General features: G+C 69.6%; 26 protein-coding genes and 1 tRNA gene. 23 read left to right on the top strand and 4 right to left on the bottom strand.

The features are described from left to right. Positions 1-340: 340 nt before the first annotated feature. The 10 genes from ACFQSB_RS06560 to ACFQSB_RS06605 all read left to right on the top strand — a co-directional run bounded on the left by ACFQSB_RS06560 (position 341) and on the right by ACFQSB_RS06605 (position 7,529). The gene (locus ACFQSB_RS06560; protein ID WP_380824925.1) at positions 341-640 is read left to right on the top strand and encodes a hypothetical protein; all 300 of its coding nucleotides are present in this window, start codon (positions 341-343) and stop codon (positions 638-640) included. Positions 641-829: 189 nt separating this feature from the next. Beyond that, a complete protein-coding gene (locus ACFQSB_RS06565) occupies positions 830-1,561 on the top strand; it encodes a GntR family transcriptional regulator (RefSeq protein WP_380824927.1) in 732 nt (243 codons plus the stop codon). Between the two features lie 115 nt (positions 1,562-1,676). Further along, complete coding sequence (locus tag ACFQSB_RS06570) at positions 1,677-2,093, top strand: plasmid replication, integration and excision activator (RefSeq protein ID WP_380824928.1); 417 nt, start codon at positions 1,677-1,679, stop codon at positions 2,091-2,093. Further along, entirely contained in the window at positions 2,093-2,368 is a 276-nt protein-coding gene (locus ACFQSB_RS06575) for a hypothetical protein (RefSeq protein WP_380824930.1), read from the top strand. The genes ACFQSB_RS06570 and ACFQSB_RS06575 overlap by 1 nt, the downstream gene beginning before the upstream one ends. Continuing rightward, a complete protein-coding gene (locus ACFQSB_RS06580) occupies positions 2,365-2,676 on the top strand; it encodes a hypothetical protein (RefSeq protein WP_380824931.1) in 312 nt (103 codons plus the stop codon). The genes ACFQSB_RS06575 and ACFQSB_RS06580 overlap by 4 nt, the downstream gene beginning before the upstream one ends. A gap of 84 nt (positions 2,677-2,760) precedes the next feature. Further along, positions 2,761-4,188, top strand: a complete 1,428-nt coding sequence (locus ACFQSB_RS06585) for an FtsK/SpoIIIE domain-containing protein (protein WP_380824933.1) — start codon at positions 2,761-2,763, stop codon at positions 4,186-4,188. Beyond that, complete coding sequence (locus ACFQSB_RS06590) at positions 4,185-4,334, top strand: hypothetical protein (RefSeq protein ID WP_380824934.1); 150 nt, start codon at positions 4,185-4,187, stop codon at positions 4,332-4,334. The genes ACFQSB_RS06585 and ACFQSB_RS06590 overlap by 4 nt, the downstream gene beginning before the upstream one ends. Continuing rightward, entirely contained in the window at positions 4,286-5,968 is a 1,683-nt protein-coding gene (locus ACFQSB_RS06595; protein WP_380824936.1) for a replication initiator, read from the top strand. The genes ACFQSB_RS06590 and ACFQSB_RS06595 overlap by 49 nt, the downstream gene beginning before the upstream one ends. Before the next feature lie 14 nt (positions 5,969-5,982). After that, positions 5,983-6,189 carry a helix-turn-helix domain-containing protein gene (locus ACFQSB_RS06600; protein ID WP_380824938.1) on the top strand — a complete coding sequence of 69 codons (207 nt, stop codon included), beginning with the start codon at positions 5,983-5,985 and terminating at the stop codon, positions 6,187-6,189. Then, a complete protein-coding gene (locus tag ACFQSB_RS06605; RefSeq protein ID WP_380824940.1) occupies positions 6,189-7,529 on the top strand; it encodes a tyrosine-type recombinase/integrase in 1,341 nt (446 codons plus the stop codon). The genes ACFQSB_RS06600 and ACFQSB_RS06605 overlap by 1 nt, the downstream gene beginning before the upstream one ends. Before the next feature lie 90 nt (positions 7,530-7,619). On the opposite strand, the gene ACFQSB_RS06610 is transcribed toward ACFQSB_RS06605, so the two are convergent. Further along, positions 7,620-7,693: transfer RNA gene (locus tag ACFQSB_RS06610), tRNA-Gly, on the bottom strand. A 124-nt stretch (positions 7,694-7,817) separates the two neighbouring features. Between ACFQSB_RS06610 and dcd the strand changes: the two genes are divergently transcribed. The 3 genes from dcd to ACFQSB_RS06625 all read left to right on the top strand — a co-directional run bounded on the left by dcd (position 7,818) and on the right by ACFQSB_RS06625 (position 10,390). Continuing rightward, positions 7,818-8,393: a dCTP deaminase gene (dcd, locus tag ACFQSB_RS06615; RefSeq protein ID WP_354852249.1), complete on the top strand. Its 576-nt coding sequence runs from the start codon at positions 7,818-7,820 to the stop codon at positions 8,391-8,393. 380 nt (positions 8,394-8,773) lie between these two features. Continuing rightward, positions 8,774-9,391: a DUF47 domain-containing protein gene (locus tag ACFQSB_RS06620; RefSeq protein WP_354852251.1), complete on the top strand. Its 618-nt coding sequence runs from the start codon at positions 8,774-8,776 to the stop codon at positions 9,389-9,391. Then, positions 9,392-10,390, top strand: a complete 999-nt coding sequence (locus ACFQSB_RS06625; protein WP_380824942.1) for an inorganic phosphate transporter — start codon at positions 9,392-9,394, stop codon at positions 10,388-10,390. A gap of 16 nt (positions 10,391-10,406) precedes the next feature. Here ACFQSB_RS06625 and ACFQSB_RS06630 read toward each other — a convergent pair whose 3' ends face one another. Together ACFQSB_RS06630 and mshD are read right to left on the bottom strand one after the other, a co-directional pair. Next, positions 10,407-14,159 carry a tetratricopeptide repeat protein gene (locus tag ACFQSB_RS06630; RefSeq protein WP_380824943.1) on the bottom strand — a complete coding sequence of 1,251 codons (3,753 nt, stop codon included), beginning with the start codon at positions 14,157-14,159 and terminating at the stop codon, positions 10,407-10,409. A gap of 168 nt (positions 14,160-14,327) precedes the next feature. Beyond that, complete coding sequence (gene mshD, locus ACFQSB_RS06635; protein ID WP_380824945.1) at positions 14,328-15,341, bottom strand: mycothiol synthase; 1,014 nt, start codon at positions 15,339-15,341, stop codon at positions 14,328-14,330. A gap of 100 nt (positions 15,342-15,441) precedes the next feature. On the opposite strand from mshD, the gene ACFQSB_RS06640 reads away from it, so the two are divergent. Continuing rightward, a complete protein-coding gene (locus ACFQSB_RS06640; protein WP_380824946.1) occupies positions 15,442-17,154 on the top strand; it encodes a bifunctional metallophosphatase/5'-nucleotidase in 1,713 nt (570 codons plus the stop codon). Between the two features lie 219 nt (positions 17,155-17,373). Here the strand turns inward: ACFQSB_RS06640 and ACFQSB_RS06645 are convergent, their stop codons facing one another. Next, a complete protein-coding gene (locus tag ACFQSB_RS06645) occupies positions 17,374-18,093 on the bottom strand; it encodes a response regulator transcription factor (RefSeq protein WP_354852260.1) in 720 nt (239 codons plus the stop codon). 294 nt (positions 18,094-18,387) lie between these two features. Between ACFQSB_RS06645 and ACFQSB_RS06650 the strand changes: the two genes are divergently transcribed. From ACFQSB_RS06650 to ACFQSB_RS06690, 9 genes are all read left to right on the top strand, one after another. Then, entirely contained in the window at positions 18,388-18,645 is a 258-nt protein-coding gene (locus tag ACFQSB_RS06650; protein ID WP_354852262.1) for a MoaD/ThiS family protein, read from the top strand. A gap of 215 nt (positions 18,646-18,860) precedes the next feature. Next, positions 18,861-19,538, top strand: coding sequence for an LmeA family phospholipid-binding protein (locus tag ACFQSB_RS06655; RefSeq protein WP_354852263.1), 678 nt, complete (start codon positions 18,861-18,863; stop codon positions 19,536-19,538). Positions 19,539-19,569: 31 nt separating this feature from the next. Continuing rightward, positions 19,570-20,082, top strand: coding sequence for a sigma-70 family RNA polymerase sigma factor (locus tag ACFQSB_RS06660; RefSeq protein ID WP_354852265.1), 513 nt, complete (start codon positions 19,570-19,572; stop codon positions 20,080-20,082). Beyond that, positions 20,079-20,897: an anti-sigma factor family protein gene (locus ACFQSB_RS06665; RefSeq protein WP_380824948.1), complete on the top strand. Its 819-nt coding sequence runs from the start codon at positions 20,079-20,081 to the stop codon at positions 20,895-20,897. The genes ACFQSB_RS06660 and ACFQSB_RS06665 overlap by 4 nt, the downstream gene beginning before the upstream one ends. A gap of 342 nt (positions 20,898-21,239) precedes the next feature. Then, the gene (locus tag ACFQSB_RS06670; protein WP_380825056.1) at positions 21,240-21,611 is read left to right on the top strand and encodes a thioredoxin family protein; all 372 of its coding nucleotides are present in this window, start codon (positions 21,240-21,242) and stop codon (positions 21,609-21,611) included. A gap of 32 nt (positions 21,612-21,643) precedes the next feature. Further along, a complete protein-coding gene (locus ACFQSB_RS06675) occupies positions 21,644-21,727 on the top strand; it encodes a putative leader peptide (RefSeq protein WP_352231756.1) in 84 nt (27 codons plus the stop codon). A gap of 86 nt (positions 21,728-21,813) precedes the next feature. Continuing rightward, positions 21,814-22,224: a DUF4395 domain-containing protein gene (locus ACFQSB_RS06680; protein WP_380824949.1), complete on the top strand. Its 411-nt coding sequence runs from the start codon at positions 21,814-21,816 to the stop codon at positions 22,222-22,224. A 15-nt stretch (positions 22,225-22,239) separates the two neighbouring features. Continuing rightward, positions 22,240-23,079 carry a sulfurtransferase gene (locus tag ACFQSB_RS06685; protein ID WP_354852270.1) on the top strand — a complete coding sequence of 280 codons (840 nt, stop codon included), beginning with the start codon at positions 22,240-22,242 and terminating at the stop codon, positions 23,077-23,079. Beyond that, positions 23,076-23,378, top strand: coding sequence for a DUF1416 domain-containing protein (locus ACFQSB_RS06690; protein WP_354852272.1), 303 nt, complete (start codon positions 23,076-23,078; stop codon positions 23,376-23,378). Before ACFQSB_RS06685 ends, ACFQSB_RS06690 begins: the two co-directional genes overlap by 4 nt. Positions 23,379-23,429: the final 51 nt, after the last annotated feature.

Raw genomic sequence — 23,429 nt, forward strand, 5'->3', positions numbered from 1 at the left:
CTCCGGGCAATCCTCCCGTTCAGGGGGGTCGAAAAAGGGGGCTTGGTTGGGGGTCCCGCCTTGATCGGATCGCTGTTTGTCTTGCCGTCAGGCAACCACGGTACGTCAGACCGCCTTCCGGCGTAGGGAGCGCGGATCAACCAAGGAGACGGCAACGGTGACCCGGCCAGTCGAGACCAGCGAGACGGTTCCCTGTTCCTTATGCAGGGGACGCGGAAGCAAGCTGCGTAACTCCAGGCGGGGACTCCTGATCAAGGTTGACGACGGTGAAAACCGCCTACGCGAGGAACGCGACTGTCTCGACTGCCTCGGTACGGGCCAGGTCGGAGAGGACGCGGCAATGAACTCGATGGTCCTGAAGATGATGGGTGGTGACATGAATCCGCAGATGGTGGACGAGGGGATCAAGCTGCTGAGGCTGAGCAACCACCTGATCGAACTCGGTGTACGAGCGGAGTTGCGGGACAACAACACCGCCCTCATGGTGCACCGCCCCGACAACGGACTACCGGTGTGGGTGTTCGTCGGCTATGGCGGCGCCTACTACTCCTGGCAGTCGGCAGAGAAGCGGCATCCGGTCGACGACGCGGCCGGCGCCGCGAAGGTCCTGTTCGACTACATCAAGGGCAGGGCCTTCTAGAAACGGACGCGGCGAGACAGATGCTCCCCCATGAACAGGTATGGGATCGGGCTGCTTCCCCTGTCTCGTCGCGTCTTTTCTATGCTCATTGCTCTAGCTGCGGGGTAAGGCTGGGTTCGCGTGACAGGCCCGACGGCGCGAGTTACGCTCAGCTTGGTAAAACAACCTGTCGGGTGATGGACGGTCGTGATGTCGCTAGAGTCCGTGCCGCCGAAGTACGCACAACTTGTGCAGACGCTTCAACGGCGCATCGAGGCGGGAACCTATCCGCCCGGTTCCCTGCTTCCCAGCGAGAACCAACTGATCCAAGAGTTCAGCGTCTCCCGTCCCACGGTGGTGGCGGCCCTGCGCGTGTTGCGTGAGCAGGGTTGGATCGAGTCCCAGCAAGGCAAGGGCCGGTTCGTGCGAGGGCGACCGGTGCTGTCGACCGTCGAGCAGGCTCGGCCGGGGCAGGCGTACGTGAGCAGTCCGGAAACCGGTTCTCCCGGTGAGGTGCTGGATGTGGGGGCAGTCACCGCGCCGAACCGGATCGCGGTCCTGCTCGGCCTGGAGCCCAAAGGCAAGGTGTTCTTGCGTCGTCGGCTTGTCTCCCATGAGGGTGAGCCGTCCGAGATCGTCTCGGTCTGGCTGCCTCTCGATCTGTCGGAGGGAACCGATCTGACCAGTGCCGAACCCCTCGCTCAAGGGCTGCGGGAGCACATCGAGGCACGCAAGGGCGTCCGGTTCGATCACGTCCTAGAGCAGATCGTCGCGCGGATGCCGACGGCGGGGGAGGTGCGGCAGCTCGGCATGCCCAAGAACGCCCCACTGCTGGCGGTGTTCGCCGCGTTGCGCGATGCCGGCGGCCGGGCGTTGGCTGTGGTCGAGGTACTGCTTCCTGGGGATCGTCATGAGTTGGAGGACGCCTATCCGATCAGTTGACCTGATTTCTTCCGAGAGAGCCCGCTTAGGCACTTGACCTATCAAGCGGGCTTTCTTATGCTCTAGTCAGTTGACAGGTTAAGTGTCTGTCATCCAAGACTAGGGAGCACAGCTCATGGCTCTGCAAGGTCCCATCCCCGTCAGCTTCGACATGGTCTTCCCGCACGGCTGCTACGTGGTCGGGGAGGTCGAGCCGGTCAAGGACTTCGACGCTTCGACCAATGGCCGGTTCGTGCAGGCGCGCGACAAGCAGACCCGCGAACCGGTCTGGCAGGTCGCGGTCATGGACGCCGACCCGACGCTCAAGCCCGCTCAGAAGACCGTCGCGGTCAAGATCCTCGCTTCTGCTCAGCCGGTCCCGCCGGCGCCGATGGCCGGGCTGCCGTTCACTCCGGTGGAGTTCGACGGCGTGTCCGTGACCCCGTACGTCAACGGGAACGGGCGGCTGGCCTACTCCATCCGCGTCCGCGAGATGCGCGCCCCCCGTTCCACCTCGCCCAAGACCAACCCCGCCGGCAAGGAGAACATCTGATGTCCCGACACCGCCGGTCCCGCGCGACCAGCGTCATCAACCTGAACACCGGTCACGGCGCCAAGGCCGGTAACCACCCCTACCCGACGCGTACCCCGGTGCTCATGCTCGACTTCGGAGCTACCTCGGTGCTGGTCACCACGACCGCCAGTGACCAGGTGACCGCCTCGGACGTCGACTTCGCCCGCCAGCTCGCCAGCGAGGCGCACGCGTTCGCCGTCTCGGTCGAGCGGATGTTCCTCCGCTCGTCCGGCAATGGGGGAGTGCCGGCATGAGTTACCGGCCGTACACCTACGTCACGGTGACCCTCGAACCCGACCGTGACCCGCGCGTCTCAGTCACCTACCACACGGGCGAACTGCGCATCCGCACTGCGGTGATCGACGGCAAGCGCCCCTATCTCTCCATGGAGGCGGCACGGGGCATGGTGTCGATCTCCACCACGGGCGCCGGTCCGGTGACCGACCAGGACATCACCGTTGCCCGTGAGCTGTTCACCGCCGCTGCCCGCTACCTCGCCGACTGCGAGCGCTTGCAGGCCGCACAGACCGACCCGGCCGGCCCTTGCGAGACGGCGGCCTGATTCCTGGCGGGGCCGCTGGAAGCGGCAACTTCCGGCGGCCCCTGGGTTCTCCCCTGACTCCACATCACGAGAGGCACCAAGCTTATGTTCAAGCGACTCCCCGGGGACGAGACACGCAATCTCGTCTCCACGACTCCCGACACTGCGGTCGTGTTCCGGCCGGCGGTCGTGCAGACCCCCGCGATCATCACGATCGTCATTTTCGCCTGGCGTTGCCTGGCCGGTCTGGTCCGGCTGCTCGTCGTTCACCCGGTCGCCGTGTCCTGCGTGGCGGCCGTGGTCCTGTTATGGCGGCTGTTCGGCTGGCCTGCCGTCCTCGTCGCGTTCGTCGTCTTGACCTCGTCCCTGGCGGGCTGGTTCACCGCTGACCGTGCCTCGTTCAGGCGGTGGATCTCCTGGCGGATGCTGGCGTTCTGGCGCCGGTTCTGGATCTACTGGCGGCACTGGCAACCGGTAATGGTCGTTTCTGGGCTCGGCCGTCACCTCAAGGGCCGTGACTACCTCCCTCGCCTGGTCAGGGTCGAGTGCGACTCGTGGGCCGACCGGGTCACGGTGCGGATGCTGTCCGGGCAGGCGGTCAAGGACTGGTCCGACCGCATCGAGCACTTGGCGCACGGCTTCGGGTCGACTTCGTGCCGGGTGGCGGTCGAGCGGGCGGGACGGCTGACGCTGACCTTCCCGCGTCGTGATCCGCTGGCTGTGCCCATACCGGCCGTGCCGATCCCTGAGACGGCGTCGGTGGGACCGGTCGAGATCGGCATGTGTGAGGACGGCTCTCCGTACCGGCTCAAGGTTCACGGAACCCATGTCCTGATCGCGGGCGCGACCGGGGCTGGCAAAGGCTCTTACCTCTGGTCGACAGTCCGCGGCTTGCTTCCGGCGATGGCGGCCGGGCTGGTCGAGCTGTGGGCGCTGGATCCCAAGCGAATGGAACTGTCCTATGGGCGGGCGCTGTTCGGTCCCCGGTATGCCGCGCCTCCTGCTGAGTGCGCCGACTTATTAGAGGCGGCGGTGAAGGTGATGCAGGAACGCGCCGACCGGTACGCCGGCCTGCGCCGCTCGCACACTCCGACCGTTGATGACCCGTTCGTCCTGATGCTCGTGGATGAGGTGGCGTTCCTGACCGCCTACCAATCGGACAAGGGCCTTCGCCAGCGCATCACCAGTGCTCTTGCCACCTTGACCACGCAAGGCCGTGCCGTCGGTGTCGGCGTCATGGCGGCGCTTCAGGATCCGCGCAAGGAGGTCATGAACATCCGCAACCTGTTCCCCGACAAGATCGCGCTACGGCTGGACGAGTCCGAACAGGTCGACATGGTCTTGGGCGACGGCGCCCGGGACCGGGGTGCGATGGCCGACCAGATCTCGCCCGACCCCGCACGTGGTGCCGGCATCGGCTATGTCCGGCTGGAAGCCGACCCCGATCCGGTGCGGGTCCGGGCGGCCTTCGTCTCCGACTCCGACATCCGCGCCATGGTCGCCGAGTTCGCAGGAGCGGGGGAGGGCCGATGATGCTGGCGCACTTCCTCGATGGGCTGCGCTGCTCGATCTGCGGCACGCTCAACGCCCTGTGGCACGACCCGGTGCGGGGGATGGTCGAGTGCCGTGAATGCGGTCAGAGCGCGTTGTGCGTCCCCGAATCCGGGGAGGTGGCGTGACCGATCGGAAGACGCCTCGGGCGGTGCAGATGGCTCAACCGCTGGCGCGCGATGTGGTCGAGGCGGTCGCCGTCCAGCACGGTGTGTGCATCCGGCCCATCCCGCTCAAGCGGATCGACACCCAGACCGGCAAGACAGAGATCATCGATGTCCCGTGCGGGGCGACGCTGGCGAGCAAGTGTCCCTCGTGCGCGAAGCGGAACCGGCACCTGCGGATGGCGCAATGCCGCGAGGGCTGGCACCTGGAAGCCGAACCCGTCATCACCCCGGATGTGCCGGATGCGGATCAACAGTGGCTGGTCGGATTCCGGGCCGATGTGCAGGTGCAGCGTGACCAGGCTGCGGCGGCCGGCGAACCGGTCGAGCACCTGGACGCGGCCATCGCCGAGTTGGACACCGAGATCAACATCTCGGGCATGCGCGGCGGCGTCCTCGGCCGTATGGCTCATAGGCGCAAGCGGTCGACGCGGCGGCGGCAGGATGCTCCCGACCTGCCCAAACGGGCACGACAGAACACCACCCTGGGTCGGACGTTCACCGCCTCGGATGGCAAGGTCTACCGGCCGTCGCTGTTCGTCACCCTGACCCTGCCGTCGTACGGGCGGGTGAACAACGGGGCGCCGGTCGACCCCGACGGCTATGACTACCGGCGGGCTGCTCGGGACGCGCTGCACTTCTCCAAGCTGGTGGATCGGTTCGTGCAGAACCTTCGCCGTGTGGCGGGCTATGACGTGCAGTATTTCGCGAGCGTCGAGCCACAGAAGCGGCTCGCTCCGCACCTGCACATGGCCGTACGGGGCACCCTTCCTCGCGCGGAGATCAAGGCCATTGCGGCGGCCACCTACCACCAGGTGTGGTGGCCCAAGGCTGACCGGGTCGTCTTCGAGGGCGAGCATCTGCCTGTGTGGGTCGAACACGACCAGGCCGACGAGGACGAGCGGGCCGGCGACTACCTCGACCCCGCGACCGGGGAGATCCTGCCCACCTGGGATGAAGCACTCGACCAACTCGGGACGGACGAGGACGCCGAACCGCTGCACGTGATCCGCTTCGGTACCCAGGTCGACGTACAAGGCGTGCTCGCCGGCACCCCTGACGCCGACCAGTGCATCCGCTACCTGTCCAAGTACCTGACCAAGTCCATCGGCGACACCCTCGACCCCGACAACCCCGCACAACGCGACCACGCCGCGCGGATGGCCGAAGCACTGCGCTTCGAGCCGTGCTCGCCGACGTGCCCGAACTGGCTGCGCTACGGCGTCCAGCCCAAGAGCGCGAAAGCAGGCATGCGACCGGGCGGCTGCAAGGGCAAGGCGCACAAGCCCGAACACCTCGGCTACGCGGGCCGCCGCGTCCTGGTCTCGCGCAAGTGGTCGAACAAGACCCTGACCGAACACAAGCAAGATCGCCGTACCTGGGTCCTGGAAGCGCTCGGCCTTGACGGCGACCAGGCGGCCACCGACCCCGACCGCTACATCTGGCGCCCCGTCCCCAACGGCGACGCCAACGTTCCTCCGCTCGCCATGCGGTTGCTGCGCTCGGTCGCCGAACGCCAACGCTGGCGCGCGACGATGCAGCGTCTCCAGGCCGAAGCGTACGGACACGACCTTTCGGCAACTCAGCCGGCGGCATGAGGGAGGGCGGCCAGATGGATCAACTTCTCACCGTCCAGGAAGCGGCCGATCATCTGCATACCTCCGTCCGCTTCGTACGTCGCCTGATCGCGGAACGACGCATCGAGTTCGTGAAGATCGGCCGTCACGTCCGCATCAGAGAGTCCGCCCTGATCGCCTACGTCGTCGCCGGCACCGTCGCGCCGCTGACGGCTCAGAACGTGACAAGGAGCGTGGCCTGATGGCCAAGGGCAATAAGCCGAATCATCGGCGCTTCGGCAATATCCGTCAGCTTCCCTCCGGGCGCTACCAGGCGAGTTATCTCGCGCCGGATGGTCGTAGATGTACGGCTCCCGAGACGTACGAGCGCAAGGGCGATGCCGAACGGGCGCTCACCCTGATCGAGGCACAGATCATCTCGGGTGAATGGACCGACCCCGAACGCGGCAAGGTCAAGCTTCAGGCGTACGCAGAGACCTGGATCGGGCAGCGTCCCGGGCTGCGCCCCCGAACCGTCGACCTTTACCGGTGGCTGCTCAAGAAGCACATCACGCCGTACCTGGGCGGTGTCGCGCTCGGCAAGCTGTCCACGGCCATGGTTCGGCAGTGGCGTGCCGATTTGCTCGGCAAGGGTGTCTCGGTCTCGGTGGCTGCGAAGGCATACCGGTTGTTACGGGCGGTCCTCATGACGGCGGTCGAAGAGGATCACATCCTTCAACGCAACCCGTGCCGGATCCGCGGGGCCGGTGACGAGCATGCGGAGGAACGCCCCGTGCTCGCCGTGGGGCAGGTCTTCGAGCTGGCTGACCGAGTGGGGCGCCGGCCGGTGGGCAACGTCCGGGGGCTCGCGAACGGCAAGGGTTACCGGCTCCGATTCCAGCGCCATGGCGAGATGCGGAGCTATCCCGAGACCTTCGCCACTCGGGCCGAAGCGGAGCGGGCGCATTGGGCGTTGGTCGACAAGGGGCAGGCCGATTTCACGCACGATCGGCGGTTCCGGGCCTTCGTGCTGCTGGCGACCTTTGCGAGTCTGCGATGGGGCGAGATCATCGCGCTGACGCGTAGCGACATCGATCTGAGGGCGGGCACGGTGCGAGTCCGCGCGGCTTACGTCGAACGCTCAACGGGGCCGCTGGTGCTCGGGCCGCCGAAGTCCAAGGCCGGCCGTCGCGTCGTCGGCATTCCGCAAGCGATCATCCCGGCGCTCCGGGAACACCTGGCGACGTTCGTGAAGGCGGAACCTGACGCGCTCGTCTTCTCCGGGATCAAGGGGGGTCCGCTGCGGCGGAGTGGGTTCAATCGGCTCGCCTCCTGGCGGGAAGCCGTGCGGGCCATAGGGGCGGAAGGTCTTCACGTCCACGATCTCCGGCACACCGGAAACATGATCGCGGCGGAGTCGGGTGCGGGGCTCAAGGATCTGATGGCGAGGATGGGCCACGACAACGTCAGGGCGGCGATGATCTATCAGCACGCCGTGCGGGGTGCGGACAAGACGATCACGGATGCGATCGACAAGCACATCAGCGGCCAGGATGACGAGGGCGAGGATGGGCCGGCTGGGGTGCTGGCGCCCGTGGGCTAATTGCACGCTAATTGCACGGAAGATCGAAATGGCTCTACAAACGATCAAGGCCCGGGTCGGGATTCATCCTCTGACCTGGGCCTCAGTACGTGGAGCGGGTGACGGGAATCGAACCCGCGCTGTCAGCTTGGGAAGCTGATGTTCTGCCATTGAACTACACCCGCGTCGATCAGTAGCTGACGACGGACCTAACTCTAGCGGAACTTGGGGCGTGCCACCTCCCCTCGTGTGGGGTGAGTTGGTGTGGAGGGGCCTTGGGGGTGGCGGGTGGGTTGGTAGGTTGCTGAGGTGCTGCTATCCGATCGTGATATCCGGGGCGAGATCGAGTCAGGGCGGGTCAAGATCGATCCGCTGGACATGGTGATGATCCAGCCGTCGAGCATCGACGTGCGCCTCGATCGGTACTTCCGGGTGTTCGAGAACCACCGTTATCCCCATATCGATCCCGCGGTCGAGCAGCCGGAGCTGACGCGGCTCGTGGAGCCGGACGGGGAGGAGCCGTTCATCCTGCATCCGGGGGAGTTCGTCCTGGCGTCGACCTACGAGGTGATCGGCCTGCCGGACGACATCGCGAGCCGGCTGGAGGGGAAGTCGAGTCTGGGGCGCCTTGGGCTGTTGACGCACTCGACGGCGGGGTTCATCGACCCGGGGTTCGAGGGGCATGTCACCTTGGAGCTGTCGAACGTGGCCACGCTGCCGATCAAGCTGTGGCCGGGGATGAAGATCGGTCAGCTGTGCATGTTCCGGCTCAGCTCCCCGGCGGAGCACCCGTACGGCAGTGCCAAGTACGGGTCGCGCTATCAGGGGCAGCGGGGTCCGACGCCGAGCAGGTCGTTCATGAACTTCCACCGGACGAGGGTGTGATCGGACCCTTTCCGGTGGAGGAGCGGTGTCCGGACTCTCCCTTGTGGGCGGGGGTCTGATGGGACCCTTTCCGGTGGGCGGGGGTCTGATCGGACCCTTCCCAGTAGGCGGAGGTCTGATGGGATCTTCCGCAGGGCCCGGACGGAAGGTGTGATCGATCTTTCGTGGAGAAGGGGAGATCGGTCTTTCGTGGAGGGAAGGCGGGGGCCGGTGGAACGTTCTGGGGGGAAGTTGCGATCTACCGGTGTGAACGGGCGAACGGAGGGCAACGCCCAGGGGAAGGGAAGGTTACAACGGGGAGTGCATGTCACGAACTTCGCATTTCAGCCGGTACCCCTTACTCTTCTCTGCGGACCGTCCCCGCACATCTGGAGAACGACGTGCGCCTGCGTCTCACGCCTCGTGAGGACAGCTACTACGACTTGTTCGCCGACTCGGCGAACAATCTCGTCACCGCATCCCGTCTGCTGGTGGAGATCATCAGCGACGGCTCGGACCGGGAGACCCTGGCCGAGAAGATGCGTGCCTGCGAGCACGCGGGCGACGAGCGTACTCACGCGATCATGAACCGTCTCAACGAGAGCTTCATCACGCCGTTCGACCGCGAGGACATCTATCGTCTCGCGTCGAATCTCGACGACGTGATGGACTACATGGAGGCCGCCGCCGATCTGATCGGCCTCTACCAGATCGACCACCTGCCCAAGGAGGTCGTCCGCCAGGTCGAGGTGCTCGAACGCGCGGCCGAGCTGACCGCTGAGGCCATGCCGCGCCTGCGCGGCATGAACAACCTCAACGAGTACTGGATCGAGATCAACCGGCTGGAGAATCAGGCGGACCAGGTCTATCGACGCCTGCTCGCCAAGCTCTTCGGCGGTGAGTACGACGCGCTCACCGTCATGAAGATGAAGGAGGTCATCGACCAGTTGGAAATGGCCGCCGACGCCTTCGAGCACGTGGCGAACACGATCGAGTCGATCGCGGTCAAGGAAAGCTAAGTGGAGCTAGCACTTGTCATCGGCGTCATCGTCATCGCGCTGGTGTTCGACTACACCAACGGTTTCCATGACGCCGCGAACGCGATCGCGACCTCGGTCTCGACCCGCGCTCTGACCCCCCGGGCCGCGCTGTTCATGGCCGCCGCCATGAACTTCGTCGGCGCCCACATCAGTACGGAAGTGGCGAGAACCGTCGGGACGGGCATCATCGAGCCGCCGACGGGGACGCACGGTCTGGTCGTCGTCGGCGCCGGTCTGATCGGCGCGATCACCTGGAACCTCATCACCTGGTACTTCGGCCTGCCCTCGTCGAGCAGCCACGGCCTGATCGGCGGGCTGGTGGGTTCGGCGCTGGCGGCCTCCAGCGTGGTCCACTGGGACGGCGTGGTGCAGAAGGTCGTCATCCCGATGATCCTGTCGCCGTTCGTCGGGTTCCTCCTGGGCGCGATCATCATGATCGCCATCCTGTGGATCTTCCGCCGGTCCAACCCGCACCGGACGAGCAAGGGGTTCCGGTACGCCCAGACGGTGTCGGCGGCCGCCATGGCGCTCGGCCATGGCCTTCAGGACGCGCAGAAGACGATGGGCGTCATCTTCCTCGCCCTCTACACCGGCGGGTTCCTGGCGATCAACGACCCGATCCCGCAGTGGGTGATCCTGGCCGCCGCCGCCGCGATCTCGCTCGGCACCTACTCGGGCGGCTGGCGCATCATGCGGACGCTGGGCCGCCGCATCATCCACCTGACCCCGGCGCAGGGGTTCGCGGCCGAGTCCGCGGCCTCGGTCGTGCTCTATACGATGGCCATCGCCGCCAAGGCGCCCATCTCCACCACCCACACGATCACCAGCGCCATCATGGGCGTCGGCGCGACCAAGCGGCTGTCGGCCGTGCGGTGGGGCGTCGCCGGCAACATCGTCACGGCGTGGGTGCTGACGATCCCCGCCGCCGCGTTCGTGGCCGCGTTGTCGTACTTCCTGCTCCACTGGGTCGTCGAGTAGCGCGGGCGGGCGTGGATCACGCGCCGCCGAGCCAGCGCTGGATGTTCTGGATGCGCTGGTCGCACTCCTCCACCTCGCGGACGTTGCCGATGGCCTGGTGGGACAGGCGCAGCGCGCGCAGGGCCTCCACCTGGCCCGAGTGGTTGCCGGTCTCGCGGTGCAGGCGCAGGTTCTCCGCGAGGTCGCGCAGAGCCTCGGCGTGGTCGCCGCGGCGCTGCGCGACCAGTCCGAGGGTGTGCCGGCAGGCGGCCTGTTCCCACAGGTCTCCCACCTCCTTGACGATGTCGAGCGCCTGCCTGGCGTAGGTCTCGGCCTCGTCGGCCCGGCCGAGGGCGAGGAAGACGCGCGCCAGGTTGTTGACCGCGGCCCCCTCGTACTGCCGGTCGCCGGTCTCGCGGATCTCCCTGATGGCGCGCACGGCCTTGTCCAGGGCCTGCTCGGGCTGGCCGGTGCGCAGCAGGACGCGGGCCATGGTGTCCAGGCCGAGCCCCGTGCCGTTCCCGTCGCGCTGGCGGATGGACAGCGACGCCTCGGCGGTCCGCAGCGCCTCCTGGGAGCGGCCGAGCCGGACGTAGGTGCGCGCCAGGCCGCCGAGCGCGCGCGCCTCGCCGGTGCGGACGTCGAGCTCGCGCCACAGGTGCAGCGCGTGCAGGCCGTTCTGCACGGCGTCCTCGTACCGGGCCAGCCTGCGCAGGGTGCGGTTGAGGTTCTCCAGGTCCTGCGCCTCCCCGGCGCGGTCGGCGATCTCCCTGCGGATCTCCAGGGCGAGGTTGAGGTGCTCGCGCGACTCGGCGTAGCGGCCGAGCTTGAAGTACACCAGCCCGATGGCGGCCCGGGCCTCGGCCTCGCCGCGCCGGTGGCCGATCTCCTGGGCGAGCCGCACGGCGTACCAGAGGCGTGACAGCGCCTCGGCGTGGGCGCCCTCGTCGCGCAGGAGCTTGCCCAGGACGATGAGCGCCTCGCCCTCGCCGTGGCGGTCGCCGCTGGCCCGGCAGATGCGCAGGGCCTGGGCGGCGTCGTGGCGGGCGATGCCGCGCAGGCCGAGCTGGCGGTGGATGCGGGCCAGCTCGCGGTAGGCGTCGGCGCACTGCGGCTCGTCGCCCAGGTCGACGCGCAGGGCCAGCGACTCAAGGCCGTGGAGGGCGGCCTGGCGCGGCGCGCCCCAGTAGTAGTAGAGGCGGGCCAGGTTGAGCAGCGTCTCGGCCTCGCCGGCCCGGTCCTCGATGGCCTTCCTGATGGCCAGGGCGCGCAGCGCGTACTCCTCGGCGCCGGCGTACTCGCCGAGGCGGCGCAGGTTCTGCGAGATGGTGTCCAGCGCCTCGGCCTCGCCGCCGCTGTTGTCGGCGACGCGGTGCAGGCGCAGGGCCTCCTCGGAGTGCTCGATGGCCAGGCGGTAGCGGCCGAGCACGCCGCGCACGTCGGCGAGGTTGTCCAGGGCGTTCGCCTCGCCGAGGCTGTCGCCGAGCCGTTTGAACCCCCACCGCGCGTCCTCGCCGTAGCTGAGCGCCTTGACGTTCTGGCCGATGGTGCGGTGGGCGATGGCCAGGTGGTGGAGCATCTGGGCGGTCGCGGGCCACTCGTCCACGGCCTGGGCCGAGGCGAACCCGGCCTTGTGCACGTCGATGAGGTCGCGGACGTAGCCGCGCGAGGTCATGAAGTCGAACACCGCGTCGGCGAGGTTGAAGGCGTAGGAGTGCAGGCCGTGCTTGACGGCCTGGTGGACGGCGGCGACGAGGTTGGAGCGTTCGATCTCGAACCAGCGCAGGTGCGGCTCGCGTTCGGTGTCGGAGGTGGCCGGGGGCGGGACGGCGCGGTCGTGCAGGACGCGACGCGGCCGGCCGAGCGCGTCTCCGGCGCGCATGGCGGAGGCGAGGTAGTGGGTGAGCAGCCGCCGGACGGCGCCGGCGCGTTCGGTCTCGCCGTCCTCCAGCAGGACGCGTTCCCTCGCGAAGGCCCGCAGCAGCTCGTGGACGACGAACCGCTCGCCGCCCGGGCGCTCGGCGCCGGTCGCGGTGATCAGGTGGAGGCGGGTGAGAGCCCTCAGGCGGCGCCGGGTGTCGGGCACCGCGTCGTCCAGCAGGGAGGCGCAGGCCTCGGCGCCGACGTCCGGGCCGGTCATGAGGCCCAGGTAGCGGAAGGTGCGCCGCAGTTCGGGGGAGAGCGCCCGGTAGGACACCTCGAACGCCGGCCGCACGGCGGCGCGCGGCTCGTCCTCGCGGGCCAGCTTGGACAGCCGGTCCTGCCCGTCCAGGTCGCGGATGGTGTCGGCGATCTGCTCCCGGGGGTTCTCCACCAGCTTGGCGGCGGTGATGCGCAGCGCGAGGGGGAGCATGGCGCACTGCCGGACGAGCCGGGTGGCGTCGGAGGGGTTCTCGCGGACCCGGGAGTCGCCGGGGCCGAGGACGGCGGCGACGAGCTGGATCGCCTCGTCCTCGGGCAGGACGTCCAGCTGGAGCGGCTCGACGCCGTCGGCGGGGGTGAGGCCGGGACGGCCGGCGAGCCCGGCCTGGGTGGTGACGAGCATGAGGCAGCGGTTGGAGGGCGGGATGAGCGCGCGGACCACCTCGGGGTCCTCGCCGGCGTTGTCCAGGACGATCAGCAGCCGCCGGTCGGCCAGGCGCCGGTGGTAGGCGGCCAGCAGTTCGGTCTCCTCCACGGGCATCTGGCGGCCGCCGAGGCCGAGGCCGCGCAGGAGCTGCCCGGCGGCCTCGGCGACGGTGAGCGGCCGCGTGGCGGTGCCGTGCAGGTCCAGGTACAGCTGCCCGCCGCTGAAGTGCTCGTCTTTGACCGAGTGGCCCCACGAGGTGGCCAGGGCGGACTTGCCGACCCCCGCCATGCCCTCGACGATGACCGCCCGCGGGCGGTTGGCCTCGGCGACCAGCGTGTGGAGGAACTTCAGCGCGGTCTCCCTGCCGGTGAAGCAGGGCACCTCCGGCGGGAGCTGCGCCGGGCCGCTGCCGGTCGCCGGGATGCGCAGGGCGGGAAGCTGCCGCTTGGACGCCGCGCGGCCGGTGGGGCCGCCGGGGGAGGCCAGGGGGGAGTCCCACTCGGCGGCCCAGGCGCCGGCCGCGCCGCGCAGGGCGTCCATGTCCTTGACGGTGATCGTGGACCCGTGCTGTTCGATGATGTCGGCGTGCGGGTGGGCGCAGGTGGCGCGGGCGCCCTTGGGCCGCCACACGTGGAAGGCGCGGGCGACGGCGATGCGGTCGACGCCGGCGAAGCTGGCCAGGTCGGACTGGGTGAGCGGCGGCCCGATGGCGAGGCCCGCCCCGACCGGCCGCCCGAAGCGCAGCGCCAGCTCGATGAGGTGCAGGGCGATCTTGGCGGGCGCGCGCACGGCGGCGCCGGGGGCCCGGCGCCGGGCGGCCAGGACGCGGCGGTGGCCGAGGCTCTTCATCAGCGCCGCCCCCGCGGACAGCTCCTCGGCCAGGAAGTTGACGAATTTGTCCTTGGGCACGTGCAGCGCGCGCACGGCGGTCAGGGTCTCGATGCGGCCGCGGTGGGGCCAGTCCCACAGGGCCAGCTCCCCCTCCAGGTGGCCGGGGCCGAAGATCTCGATGATGGCCTCGTCGCCGTCGGCGGAGCCGTACAGCTCCTTGGCGTAGCCGTCGAGCAGGACGGTGACGCTGTCGGGCAGGGCGTCGCGGTCGCCGAGGGTCTCGCGGGGGGCCAGTTCCCTGACCCAGCCGATGGCGTGGAGGGATTCGCGCTCGATGCGGCCGAGCAGGGACCAGAACGTGCCGGGCCCTCCGGAGCTGAGACTGTTCACGTCGTTGCCTCGCTGTGCTTGTCGGCGGCGGGGCGGGCACGCGCCGGGGGTGTGCGCGCGCCTCCAAGCGTGACTGTCGGCTCGGCCGCGAGGTGTGTCAAATGACACCTCACGGGGTGTTCCGCGGGCCGGTGACAACGTTCGGACCTGCCACCGGCCCGGCGGAGGTCAGATGTGGCGGTACATGACGTCGACGTCCCACCGGGTGAAGCCGAGGGACTCGTACAGGCGGATGGCGGAGGTGTTGTCCTCGTCGACGTAGAGCATCACCTGGGGGAGCCCGCGCGAGCGCAGGTGGGTGAGGCCGGCCAGGGTGAGCGTGCGGCCGAGGCCGCCGCCCTGCTCGGAGGGGTCGACCCCGACGACGTACACCTCGCCGATGGCGTTGTGGCCGTGCGGCGCGTCGTGGTCGTCGTCGCCGTGCACCTTGGTCCAGTGGAACCCGACCAGCCGCGATCCGTCCCCCGTCACGGGCGCGCCCTCCCCCGCGCCCTGCCGGCTCTTCACCCCGTCCTGCCGGTCGTCCGTCGCGCCCTGCCGGTCGTCCGCCGCGTCGCGCACGGCGAGGAAGAAGCCGGCCGGGTCGAACCACGGCTCCTGCTCGCGGCGCCGCAGGTCCTCGATCGTCCACGACCCCTGCTCGGGGTGGTGGGCGAAGGCGCGGGCGTTGACCTCCAGCCATGCCTTCTCGTCCGAGCCGGGCTCGAACGTGCGCAGCCGCACCCCCGGGGGCAGGTCGGCGCCGGGGAGCGGCGCGAACAGCGAACGGCGCATCTGCCACAGCGAACGCACCCGGGTGAAGCCGAGGGAGGTGGCCAGCCGTTCGGCTTCGGGCTGGTCGCCGTGGGCCCACAGGCGCAGCCGGCCGTCGCTCTGGGCCAGGGCGACCTCGGTCAGCCGCCGTCCGAGGCCCTTGCGCCGGTGGGCGGGGTGGACGACCAGCTCGCCGCTCGGCCCCTCGACGGGGTCGGTCGGGTCGATGTGGGCGAAGCCGGCCAGCGTGTCCCCGTCGTACAGGAGCACCGCCTTGGCGCCCGGATCACCGCCGTAGCGCAGGTGGAGCATGACGTGTTCGTTGAGGGGACGGACGGAGTCGGCGTCGGTGGCGGCGTCGACCAGGGCGACCACCGCGGCCACCTCCTGCTCGGCGAGCCGCTCCCGGATGTCCACGCGCGCATTCATGTACCGACTTTAAACGGGGGGGACATGTCACGAAGTCGTAGGGTGAATCGTTACCTCGGCGTCGTTTCGCGCTGAGGTTGCCTCTCTAACCTCGTGACTTATGAGCTCACGATCGTTCACGCGGATCGCGGTCGCCGGCATCGTCGCGGCCACCGGTCTCGCGTTCGCCGCCGGCCCCGCCTCGGCGCACCCCAAGCCCCCGAAGCCCCCGGTCACGGTTCCCGTCCGGCTCATCTCGATCAACGACTTCCACGGCAACATGGAGCCCCCGACCGGCTCCGGCGGCGCCATCGTCAACGAGAGCGGGGTCTCGGTCCCGGCGGGTGGCGCCGCCTACCTGGCGACCCACCTCAAGTCGCTGGTCAACGACCACTCCACGGTCGTCGCCGCCGGCGACCTGATCGGCGCCTCGCCGCTGATCTCCGCCGCCTACCATGACGAGCCGACCGTCGAACTGCTCGGCAAGCTCGGGCTGAAGGTCTCCTCCGTCGGCAACCACGAGTTCGACGAGGGCATCACCGAGCTCAAGCGCATCCAGAACGGCGGCTGCCACCCCACCGACGGCTGCTCCCCGGCCGGCAGATGGAAGGGCGCCAAGTACGAGTACCTCGCGGCCAACGTCCTGAAGCAGGACAACGACCGGTACGCCCTGCCGCCGGTCGCCGTCAAGAAGATCAACGGCGTCAAGGTCGGCTTCATCGGCCTGGTCACCCAGACCACGCCGTCGATCGTCACCGCCTCGGGCATCGCGGGCCTGAAGTTCGACGAGGAGGTCGCCTCCGGCAACCGCGCGGCCGCGCTGCTCAAGCGGGCCGGCGTGAAGGCCATCGTGGCGCTGGTCCACGAGGGCGACTCGATCGCCCCGAACCAGAGCCCGGACGCCTGCCCGGTCACCCCGGGCGCCGGCACCCGCATCGCCCAGGGCCTCAGCGCGGACGTCGACCTGGTGGTCATGGGCCACTCGCACCAGGCGTACATCTGCAAGACCAAGGACCCGGCCGGCAACGACCGCTTCTACACCCAGGGCTCGTCGTTCGGCCGCGTGCTGACCACGATCGACTTCAGTGTGGACAAGAAGACCGGCGACGTCGTGCGCTCCTCCGTGGTCGCCGACAACCACGTCGTCACCCGGGACGTCACCGCCGACCCCGAGATCTCGCAGTTCGTGCAGACCTGGAAGGACCGGGTCTCCACGGTCGCGAACAAGGCGATCGGCGGCATCACCGCCGACCTCACCCGCGCCGCCGGCCCCTCCGGTGAGACCGCGCTCGGCGACGTCATCGCCGACGGCCAGCTCGAGGCGACCAAGACGGGCGGCAACGCCGAGATCGCGCTGATGAACCCGGGCGGCGTGCGGGCCGACCTGACCTATGCCCAGAGCGGGTCAGAGGGCAACGGCGTGGTGACCTACGGCGAGGCGTTCACCGTGCAGCCGTTCAACAACCTCATGCAGGTCGTGACGCTGACCGGGGCCAAGCTGGACGCGCTGCTGGAGCAGCAGTGGCAGAGCGGCGGGGCGACGGTGCGCATCCTGCAGCCGTCGGCGTCCCTGACCTACACGATGAACCTCTCGCAGCCGATCGGCTCGCGGGTGTCGGACGTCAAGATCAACGGCACGCCGGTGACGGACACCCAGACGATCAGGGTCGCGGCCAACAACTTCCTGGTCGGCGGCGGTGACGGGTTCTCGGTCTTCAAGGACGGCACCGACCTGTGGAGCGGCCCGCTGGACATCGACGCGTTCGTGGCCTACCTGGGCGCGCACTCGCCGATCGCCCCGCCGGCGCTGAACCGCATCACGGTCGCCGGCTGAGCCTCTGGTGACCGGGCACGTCCCCGCGGGTCCGCCCCCGGGGACGTGCCTCTCGGGCATGAGGAAGCGGAACAGGCGTGACACCCCGCTGATCAGGCGTCACCCAAGGCCGTCACGCCATTGATCAGGCGCCAGGCCTGTGGACGGCGTGACGAACAGGGGCGGCGGCGCGTGCCGGCGCGGGGCCGGCGTCGTCGGCGGCCCGTCGCGGGAGCGGCGTCAGTGGTGCGCGGGCGCGGGCTCGCGGTCGTCGGCCTGCTCGCCGCCGCGGTCGGGCACGAAGCGGTAGCCGACGTTGCGGACGGTGCCGATCAGCGACTCGTACTCGGCGCCGAGCTTGGCGCGCAGGCGCCGGACGTGGACGTCCACCGTGCGGGTGCCGCCGAAGTAGTCGTACCCCCAGACCTCCTGCAGCAGTTGGGCGCGGGTGAACACCCGGCCGGGGTGCTGGGCGAGGTACTTCAGGAGCTCGAACTCCTTGAAGGTGAGGTCCAGCGCGCGGCTGCGCAGCCGCGCGGTGTAGGTGGCCTCGTCGATCGACAGGTCGCCGCTGCGGATCTCGTCGGGCACCTCGTCGGTGGCGGCGATCGAGAGCCGGCCGACGGCCAGCCTGAGGCGGGCCTCGACCTCCGCGGGACCGGCCGTGTCGAGCAGGACGTCGTCGGCGCCCCATTCGGCGGTCATCGCGGCCAGGCCGCCCTCGGTGACGATCACCATGAGCGGGCAGTCGATTCCGGTCGTGCGCAGGAGGCGGCACAGGCTCTTGGCGTGCACGAGTTCCCTGCGCGCGTCGACCAGCACGGCGTCGGCGGGCGGGGCGTCGATCAGGGCGGACGCCTCTGCGGGGGCGACCCGCACCGAGTGGAGCAGCAACCCCAGCGCGGGCAGGACCTCCGCCGAGGGTTCCAGAGCGTTCGTGAGCAGGAGCAGGTTACTCACAGCACCTCCTAATCCAGAGGCTGATCGGGGGCCGGGCGGCACGGCTTCGCTCACTCACCGCGTTCGCCTCCTCCCCGCGTTGTAACGGCGGTAGCCGTACAAACACGTAAAGGACCCGGGGGCTACGTCGCCCAGGTCCCGTCAGTACGTGAGGATAGCCCACAGGAAAGGAGCGTCCATAGGGCGGTCCATCTGGTGAACGATCCATCACGCGGGAAATAACCGTAACCATTCCCTCGCGGTGAGTGATCGAAGCATCGGCGGTGCGAAGTGGTGAGCAGGGAGAGGGCGCTGATGGCACGAGGATTGGTGCGCTACTGGGCCGCGGCGAAGGAGGCCGCCGGGGTGGCGGAGGAGCCGTTCGAGGCGGTAACGCTTGGCGACTTGGTGGTGCAAATCACATCAAAACATGAAAATCCCGACCTAACGCGCGTGCTCGGCCGCTCGTCGTTCCTCGTCGACGGCGCTCCGGCGGGCACCCGCGACCCGCACGTGGTCGAGCTCCCCGACGGCGCGACCGTGGAGGTCCTGCCGCCGTTCGCCGGCGGGTAGCCGCGAGAGCGGCCCCGGGCCGATTCCGGGGTTCGCGCGCGGATGGCCGCCCGGCCGGTCACCCACCGTCACCGACGCCCGCCGACGGCGACCGGCCCCATGCGGCCGAGCTGTGGGGGCGGGCGGTCGTGGTGGTAGGCCGTTTCGCCGGTGAAGGCGGGGGAATGAGGGCGGCGCGCAGATAGTCTGGTGCAGATTGACCCCGAAGGAGCCGGATGCGCAAGCTGATCGTTTTCCTCATCTTCCTGGGGGTCCTGCTCGCCGTGCTCGACCGTGTCGCGGTCGCCGGCGTCGAGAGCGAGGTGGCCCGCCAGGTGGCGGCGAAGTACGACCTCGCCCAGCCCCCGGCCGTCAAGGTGAACGGCATCCCCTTCCTCACCCAGGCCGTCGCCGGCCGGTACGAGGAGGTCACCGTCTCGATCGGCAAGATGACCCTGCCCGACGGGGCGCGCATCGCGCGCATCGACGCCGTTCTGCACGACGTCCGCGCCCCCCTGATGGACCTCATCCAGAACTCCGCCACCGCGAGCGTGACGGCCGACAAGGTCACCGGCACCGTGGTGATCGCCCGGCAGACCCTGGACGAGCGGGCGCCGCGCGGGTTGCGCGTGGCCGGCAACGGCGACGACAGCCTCCAGGTCACCGGCAAGGTCACCGTCGCGGGCATCGCCATCCCGGTCACGGCCAAGATGAAGATCGAGGTGGTCCAGGGCGGCGTCCGGCTCACCCCGGAGAACGTCAACGGCATCCAGGTGCCGAACGCCAGCCGCCTGCTCAGCTTCACCGTGCCCGTCAAGAACCTGCCGCTCAACCTGAAGATCGAGAAGGTGCGCTCGACGCCCGAGGGTCTCGCGGTCGAGGGCACGGCGACGGACGTGCCGTTGCGTGGCTGAACCACAGCGGGCCGCCGTACGTCATGAGGATGTGAGTCCCGCCGGAACCGCCGACGAGCAGCTGATTCGAACGCTTTTCGACGAGCACGCCGGGTCACTCTACGGTTACGTGTTGCGGCTGACGGGCGATCCGGGCAAGGCGGAGGACGTGGTACAGGAGACGCTTTTGCGGGCGTGGAAGCACCCTGACGTGCTGGCCGACCGCCCCGTACGGGCGTGGTTGTTCACCGTCGCCCGCAACCTGGTCGTCGACCACGCGCGCGCCCGCCGGTCCCGGCCGCAGGAGACCGGCGACGAGGCCCTCGCCGTCCTGCCGGCCGACGACGAGCTCGAACGCGCCGTGGAGTCGTGGGGGGTGGCCGACGCCATCGCGACCCTGCGGCCCGAGCACCGCGAGGTGCTGCTGGAGACCTACTACCGCGGGCGGTCGGTCAAGGAGGCCGCCGAGGCGCTGGGCATCCCGCCCGGCACCGTCAAGTCGCGCACGTACTACGCGCTGCGCGCCCTGAAGCTCGCGCTCGAAGAACGGGGGCTCGCGCCATGAGCGCCTGTGAGGACGTGAGGATGTCGCTGGCCGCCCACATGCTGGGCGGGCTGGAGCCGGACGAGGCCGTGCTCGTCGAGGCTCATCTGGTGACATGCCCTGAATGTCGCGCGGAGTTCGACGAGCTGAGCGGGGTCACCGCGATGCTCGCCCGCGTCTCGGAGCAGGACATCGAGCAGGCGGCCAGCCCGCCGCAGGCCGTCCTCGACCGCCTGGTCGCCGCCTCCGCCCGGCGCCGCCGCGCCCACCGGCTGCTGCTCGGCCTGGCCGCGTCGCTGGTCGCGGTCGTCGTCGGCGGCACGGCCTGGGTCGTCGTCGGCCGGCCCCACGAAGGGACCGTGACCGCCGCGAGCGCCCCCAGCGTGAGCCGGCCGGCCTCGGACCCCGCCAGGCGCGGGCAGCAGGACGGCGCCGGTCGCATGTTCGCCGCCACGCCCGTCCCCTCCGCGGCCGAGCAACCCATGCTGAAGGACGCCCCGGCCACCCCCGCCGCGCCGAACACGGAGAGCGCGCGCGTCGGCGTCCCCATGGAGGGCGGCACGGACCAGGTGCACGCGAAGATCCTGATGATCCCCGGGAGCGAGGGGACGACGGTCGAGGTGTCCATCACCGGAGTGCCGGACGGCACCTCCTGCCGGGTCAGCGCCCTCGGGTCCGACGGCACCGTCTCCCCGGCGGGGAGCTGGACCATCGGCCAAGCCGACTACCAGGGCGGGCCGGCCACCTTCACCGGACACACCGAGCTGACCGTGGACCGCATCCGCGGCTTCGAGATCCGCGAGTCCAGCGGCAGGCGCCTGCTGTCGCTTCCCTAGCCTCCCGCTCGGATGCGGGCTGGTTGAGACCGGGTTTGGGGCGTCCATTACTCCTGCGGACGGGGCGCCGTCCATCCCGTACGGCCCCCTGAGGTGGGGTGCCGCCCCCTGCCCCGGAGCGCGGCGCCCCGACCGGCGGCACCTCGACCCCCTGCGCCGCCCACCCGCGTCCCCCCTGATCGCAGCGCCGGCCGCGCGGTCCTGGCACCCGCGGCCGGCGCGCGGAGAGAGCGGGCCGCTGGGGCGGGAATGGCGCACCGGGGGCCGATGTTGGCACCGTCGATGACAGGTCTGCTGGTGCTGTGCGCGACGCTCGCCGCCGGTCTCATCGTCGGGGTGACGATGCGGCGGCGCGGTGGCGCGGTGCGCGCCGTGAGGAGCGACATGGACGTGGTGGCGGCGGGTGACCTCGGCGCCGAGCTGGGCGAACGCGCCACGCTCGTGCAGTTCTCCAGCGCCTTCTGCCAGCCCTGCCGGGCCACCCGGCGCGTGCTGTCGGAGGTCTGCGGCATGGTGCCCGGGGTGCGGCACGTCGAGATCGACGCCGAGTCCCGGCTGGACCTGGTGCGCCGGTTCGACGTCATGCGCACCCCCACGGTGCTCGTCCTCGATCACGAGGGCAGGGTGGTCAAGAAGGCGTCGGGTCAACCTCGCAAGGTGGACGTGATCGCCGCCCTCGGTTTCACCGCGTCTCATGAAACGGACGCGACGTGACAGATGGCGAGACGGCGAGTACTGTCGTGCACATGACACCCACGACAGAGCTGCTGACGAAGCGGCGCGCGGTTGATTTCTGCCGCGTCGCCACCGCGCTCTGTCGCATGGCCTGAGGGCGATCTCGCGGCCTTCCGCCGCACCGATCTGAACAGTGCCCGATCTTAGCGTCTCCGGCACGATCCTTCAGGAGCGTCTCGCCATGCAGGTGGATCCCAGAAGCACGCGGTTCTCCGCGGCCGTCACGACGGTCATTCTGGCTCTGGTCCTGCTCACGGGCAACGCGTGGCTGCTGCTGGTCCAGGGCCTGCTGTTCGCTCTCGGTCTGGCCGGGGTGTCGCCGTACGGGCTGGTCTTCAGACGGTTGGTGCGGCCGAGGCTCGGTCCGCCGGCGGAGATGGAAGATGCCGCCCCGCCTCGCTTCGCGCAGGGGGTCGGGCTGGTCTTCGCGCTCGCCGCGCTGGCCGGGTTCGCCGCGCAGGCCCCGGCGCTCGCGCTCGGCGCGACCGCCGCGGCGCTGCTCGCCGCCTTCCTCAACGCCGCCTTCGGCTTCTGTCTGGGCTGCGAAATGTACTTGATCATCCGCCGTCTAATGCCCGCCGCAACCCGATAAACGGGAGGTTCCCTAATGAGCCGCTCCGCCGTACTGGTGGACGCCGACTGGGTCGAGGCCAACCTCGACACTCCTGGCGTCGTGCTCGTCGAAGTCGACGAGGACGCCAGCGCCTATGACAAGGGCCACATCCGTGGCGCCGTGAAGATCGACTGGAAGAACGACCTGCAGGACCCGGTCCGCCGCGACTTCGTGGACCGTGAGGGCTTCCAGGCCCTTCTGTCGGCTCGGGGCATCGGCAACGACGACACCGTGGTCCTCTACGGTGGCAACAACAACTGGTTCGCCGCGTACGCGTACTGGTACTTCAAGCTCTACGGTCACCAGAACGTCCGCCTGCTCGACGGCGGCCGCAAGAAGTGGGAGCTGGACTCCCGCGAGCTGGTCAAGGACGTGCCCGCGCGTCCCGCGACGCAGTACACCGCCCAGGACCAGGACCTCACGCTGCGCGCCTTCCGCGACGACGTGGTCGCCGCGATCGGCAAGCTCAACCTGGTCGACGTGCGCTCGCCCGACGAGTTCACCGGCAAGCTCCTGGCTCCGGCCCACCTGCCGCAGGAGGCCGCGCAGCGAGGTGGCCACATTCCGACCGCGCGCAACATCCCGTGGTCCAAGGCGGCCAACGACGACGGCACCTTCCGCTCCGACGACGAGCTGCGCACGCTCTACGGCGAGGCCGGCGTCGACTTCGACAAGGACACCATCGCCTACTGCCGCATCGGTGAGCGCTCCGCGCACACCTGGTTCGTGCTGCACGAGATCCTCGGGCAGCCGAACGTGAAGAACTACGACGGTTCGTGGACCGAGTACGGCTCGCTCGTGGGCGTGCCGATCGAGCTAGGGGAGGCCCGATGACCACCGTCCAGGGGTGCGCCGCACCCGAACAGACCATCGCGCTGCCGGCGGGCATCGACCTGTCGACGCAGGCCGTCATCCAGGGTGTGGTCACCGGCACGGGCACCGCGTACGCCCGCCTGCTGGACCACTCCGGCGAGTTCACCGGTGAGGTGGTCGTGTCCGACGAGGGCGTCTTCCGCTTCTTCGCCGCTCCCGGCTCCTGGACCGTCCGCATCATCGCGGGCGGCGGCGTCACCAAGGACATCGCGGTGGAGGCCCGCCTCGGCGAGGTCTCCCAGCTCCAGGTCACCGTCTGACACTCGCGCTCCGCGCATCCAGGGCCGGCGTTCCCCGCGAGGGGGCGCCGG

The sequence above is a fragment of the Sphaerisporangium rhizosphaerae genome (assembly GCF_042665155.1).
Taxonomy (GTDB): domain Bacteria; phylum Actinomycetota; class Actinomycetes; order Streptosporangiales; family Streptosporangiaceae; genus Sphaerisporangium; species Sphaerisporangium rhizosphaerae.

Coding starts and splice junctions, on each gene's coding strand:
- ACFQSB_RS06605 (WP_380824940.1), top strand. CDS start 6,189: ATGGCCAAGGGCAATAAGCCGAATCATCGGCGCTTCGGCAATATCCGT.
- ACFQSB_RS06595 (WP_380824936.1), top strand. CDS start 4,286: ATGCGGTCAGAGCGCGTTGTGCGTCCCCGAATCCGGGGAGGTGGCGTG.
- ACFQSB_RS06680 (WP_380824949.1), top strand. CDS start 21,814: ATGCAGGTGGATCCCAGAAGCACGCGGTTCTCCGCGGCCGTCACGACG.
- ACFQSB_RS06670 (WP_380825056.1), top strand. CDS start 21,240: ATGCGGCGGCGCGGTGGCGCGGTGCGCGCCGTGAGGAGCGACATGGAC.
- ACFQSB_RS06585 (WP_380824933.1), top strand. CDS start 2,761: ATGTTCAAGCGACTCCCCGGGGACGAGACACGCAATCTCGTCTCCACG.
- ACFQSB_RS06600 (WP_380824938.1), top strand. CDS start 5,983: ATGGATCAACTTCTCACCGTCCAGGAAGCGGCCGATCATCTGCATACC.
- ACFQSB_RS06650 (WP_354852262.1), top strand. CDS start 18,388: ATGGCACGAGGATTGGTGCGCTACTGGGCCGCGGCGAAGGAGGCCGCC.
- ACFQSB_RS06580 (WP_380824931.1), top strand. CDS start 2,365: ATGAGTTACCGGCCGTACACCTACGTCACGGTGACCCTCGAACCCGAC.
- mshD (WP_380824945.1), bottom strand. CDS start 15,341: ATGAATGCGCGCGTGGACATCCGGGAGCGGCTCGCCGAGCAGGAGGTG.
- ACFQSB_RS06565 (WP_380824927.1), top strand. CDS start 830: ATGTCGCTAGAGTCCGTGCCGCCGAAGTACGCACAACTTGTGCAGACG.
- ACFQSB_RS06560 (WP_380824925.1), top strand. CDS start 341: ATGAACTCGATGGTCCTGAAGATGATGGGTGGTGACATGAATCCGCAG.
- ACFQSB_RS06685 (WP_354852270.1), top strand. CDS start 22,240: ATGAGCCGCTCCGCCGTACTGGTGGACGCCGACTGGGTCGAGGCCAAC.
- ACFQSB_RS06665 (WP_380824948.1), top strand. CDS start 20,079: ATGAGCGCCTGTGAGGACGTGAGGATGTCGCTGGCCGCCCACATGCTG.
- ACFQSB_RS06575 (WP_380824930.1), top strand. CDS start 2,093: ATGTCCCGACACCGCCGGTCCCGCGCGACCAGCGTCATCAACCTGAAC.
- ACFQSB_RS06690 (WP_354852272.1), top strand. CDS start 23,076: ATGACCACCGTCCAGGGGTGCGCCGCACCCGAACAGACCATCGCGCTG.
- ACFQSB_RS06590 (WP_380824934.1), top strand. CDS start 4,185: ATGATGCTGGCGCACTTCCTCGATGGGCTGCGCTGCTCGATCTGCGGC.
- ACFQSB_RS06640 (WP_380824946.1), top strand. CDS start 15,442: ATGAGCTCACGATCGTTCACGCGGATCGCGGTCGCCGGCATCGTCGCG.
- ACFQSB_RS06675 (WP_352231756.1), top strand. CDS start 21,644: ATGACACCCACGACAGAGCTGCTGACGAAGCGGCGCGCGGTTGATTTC.
- ACFQSB_RS06655 (WP_354852263.1), top strand. CDS start 18,861: ATGCGCAAGCTGATCGTTTTCCTCATCTTCCTGGGGGTCCTGCTCGCC.
- ACFQSB_RS06570 (WP_380824928.1), top strand. CDS start 1,677: ATGGCTCTGCAAGGTCCCATCCCCGTCAGCTTCGACATGGTCTTCCCG.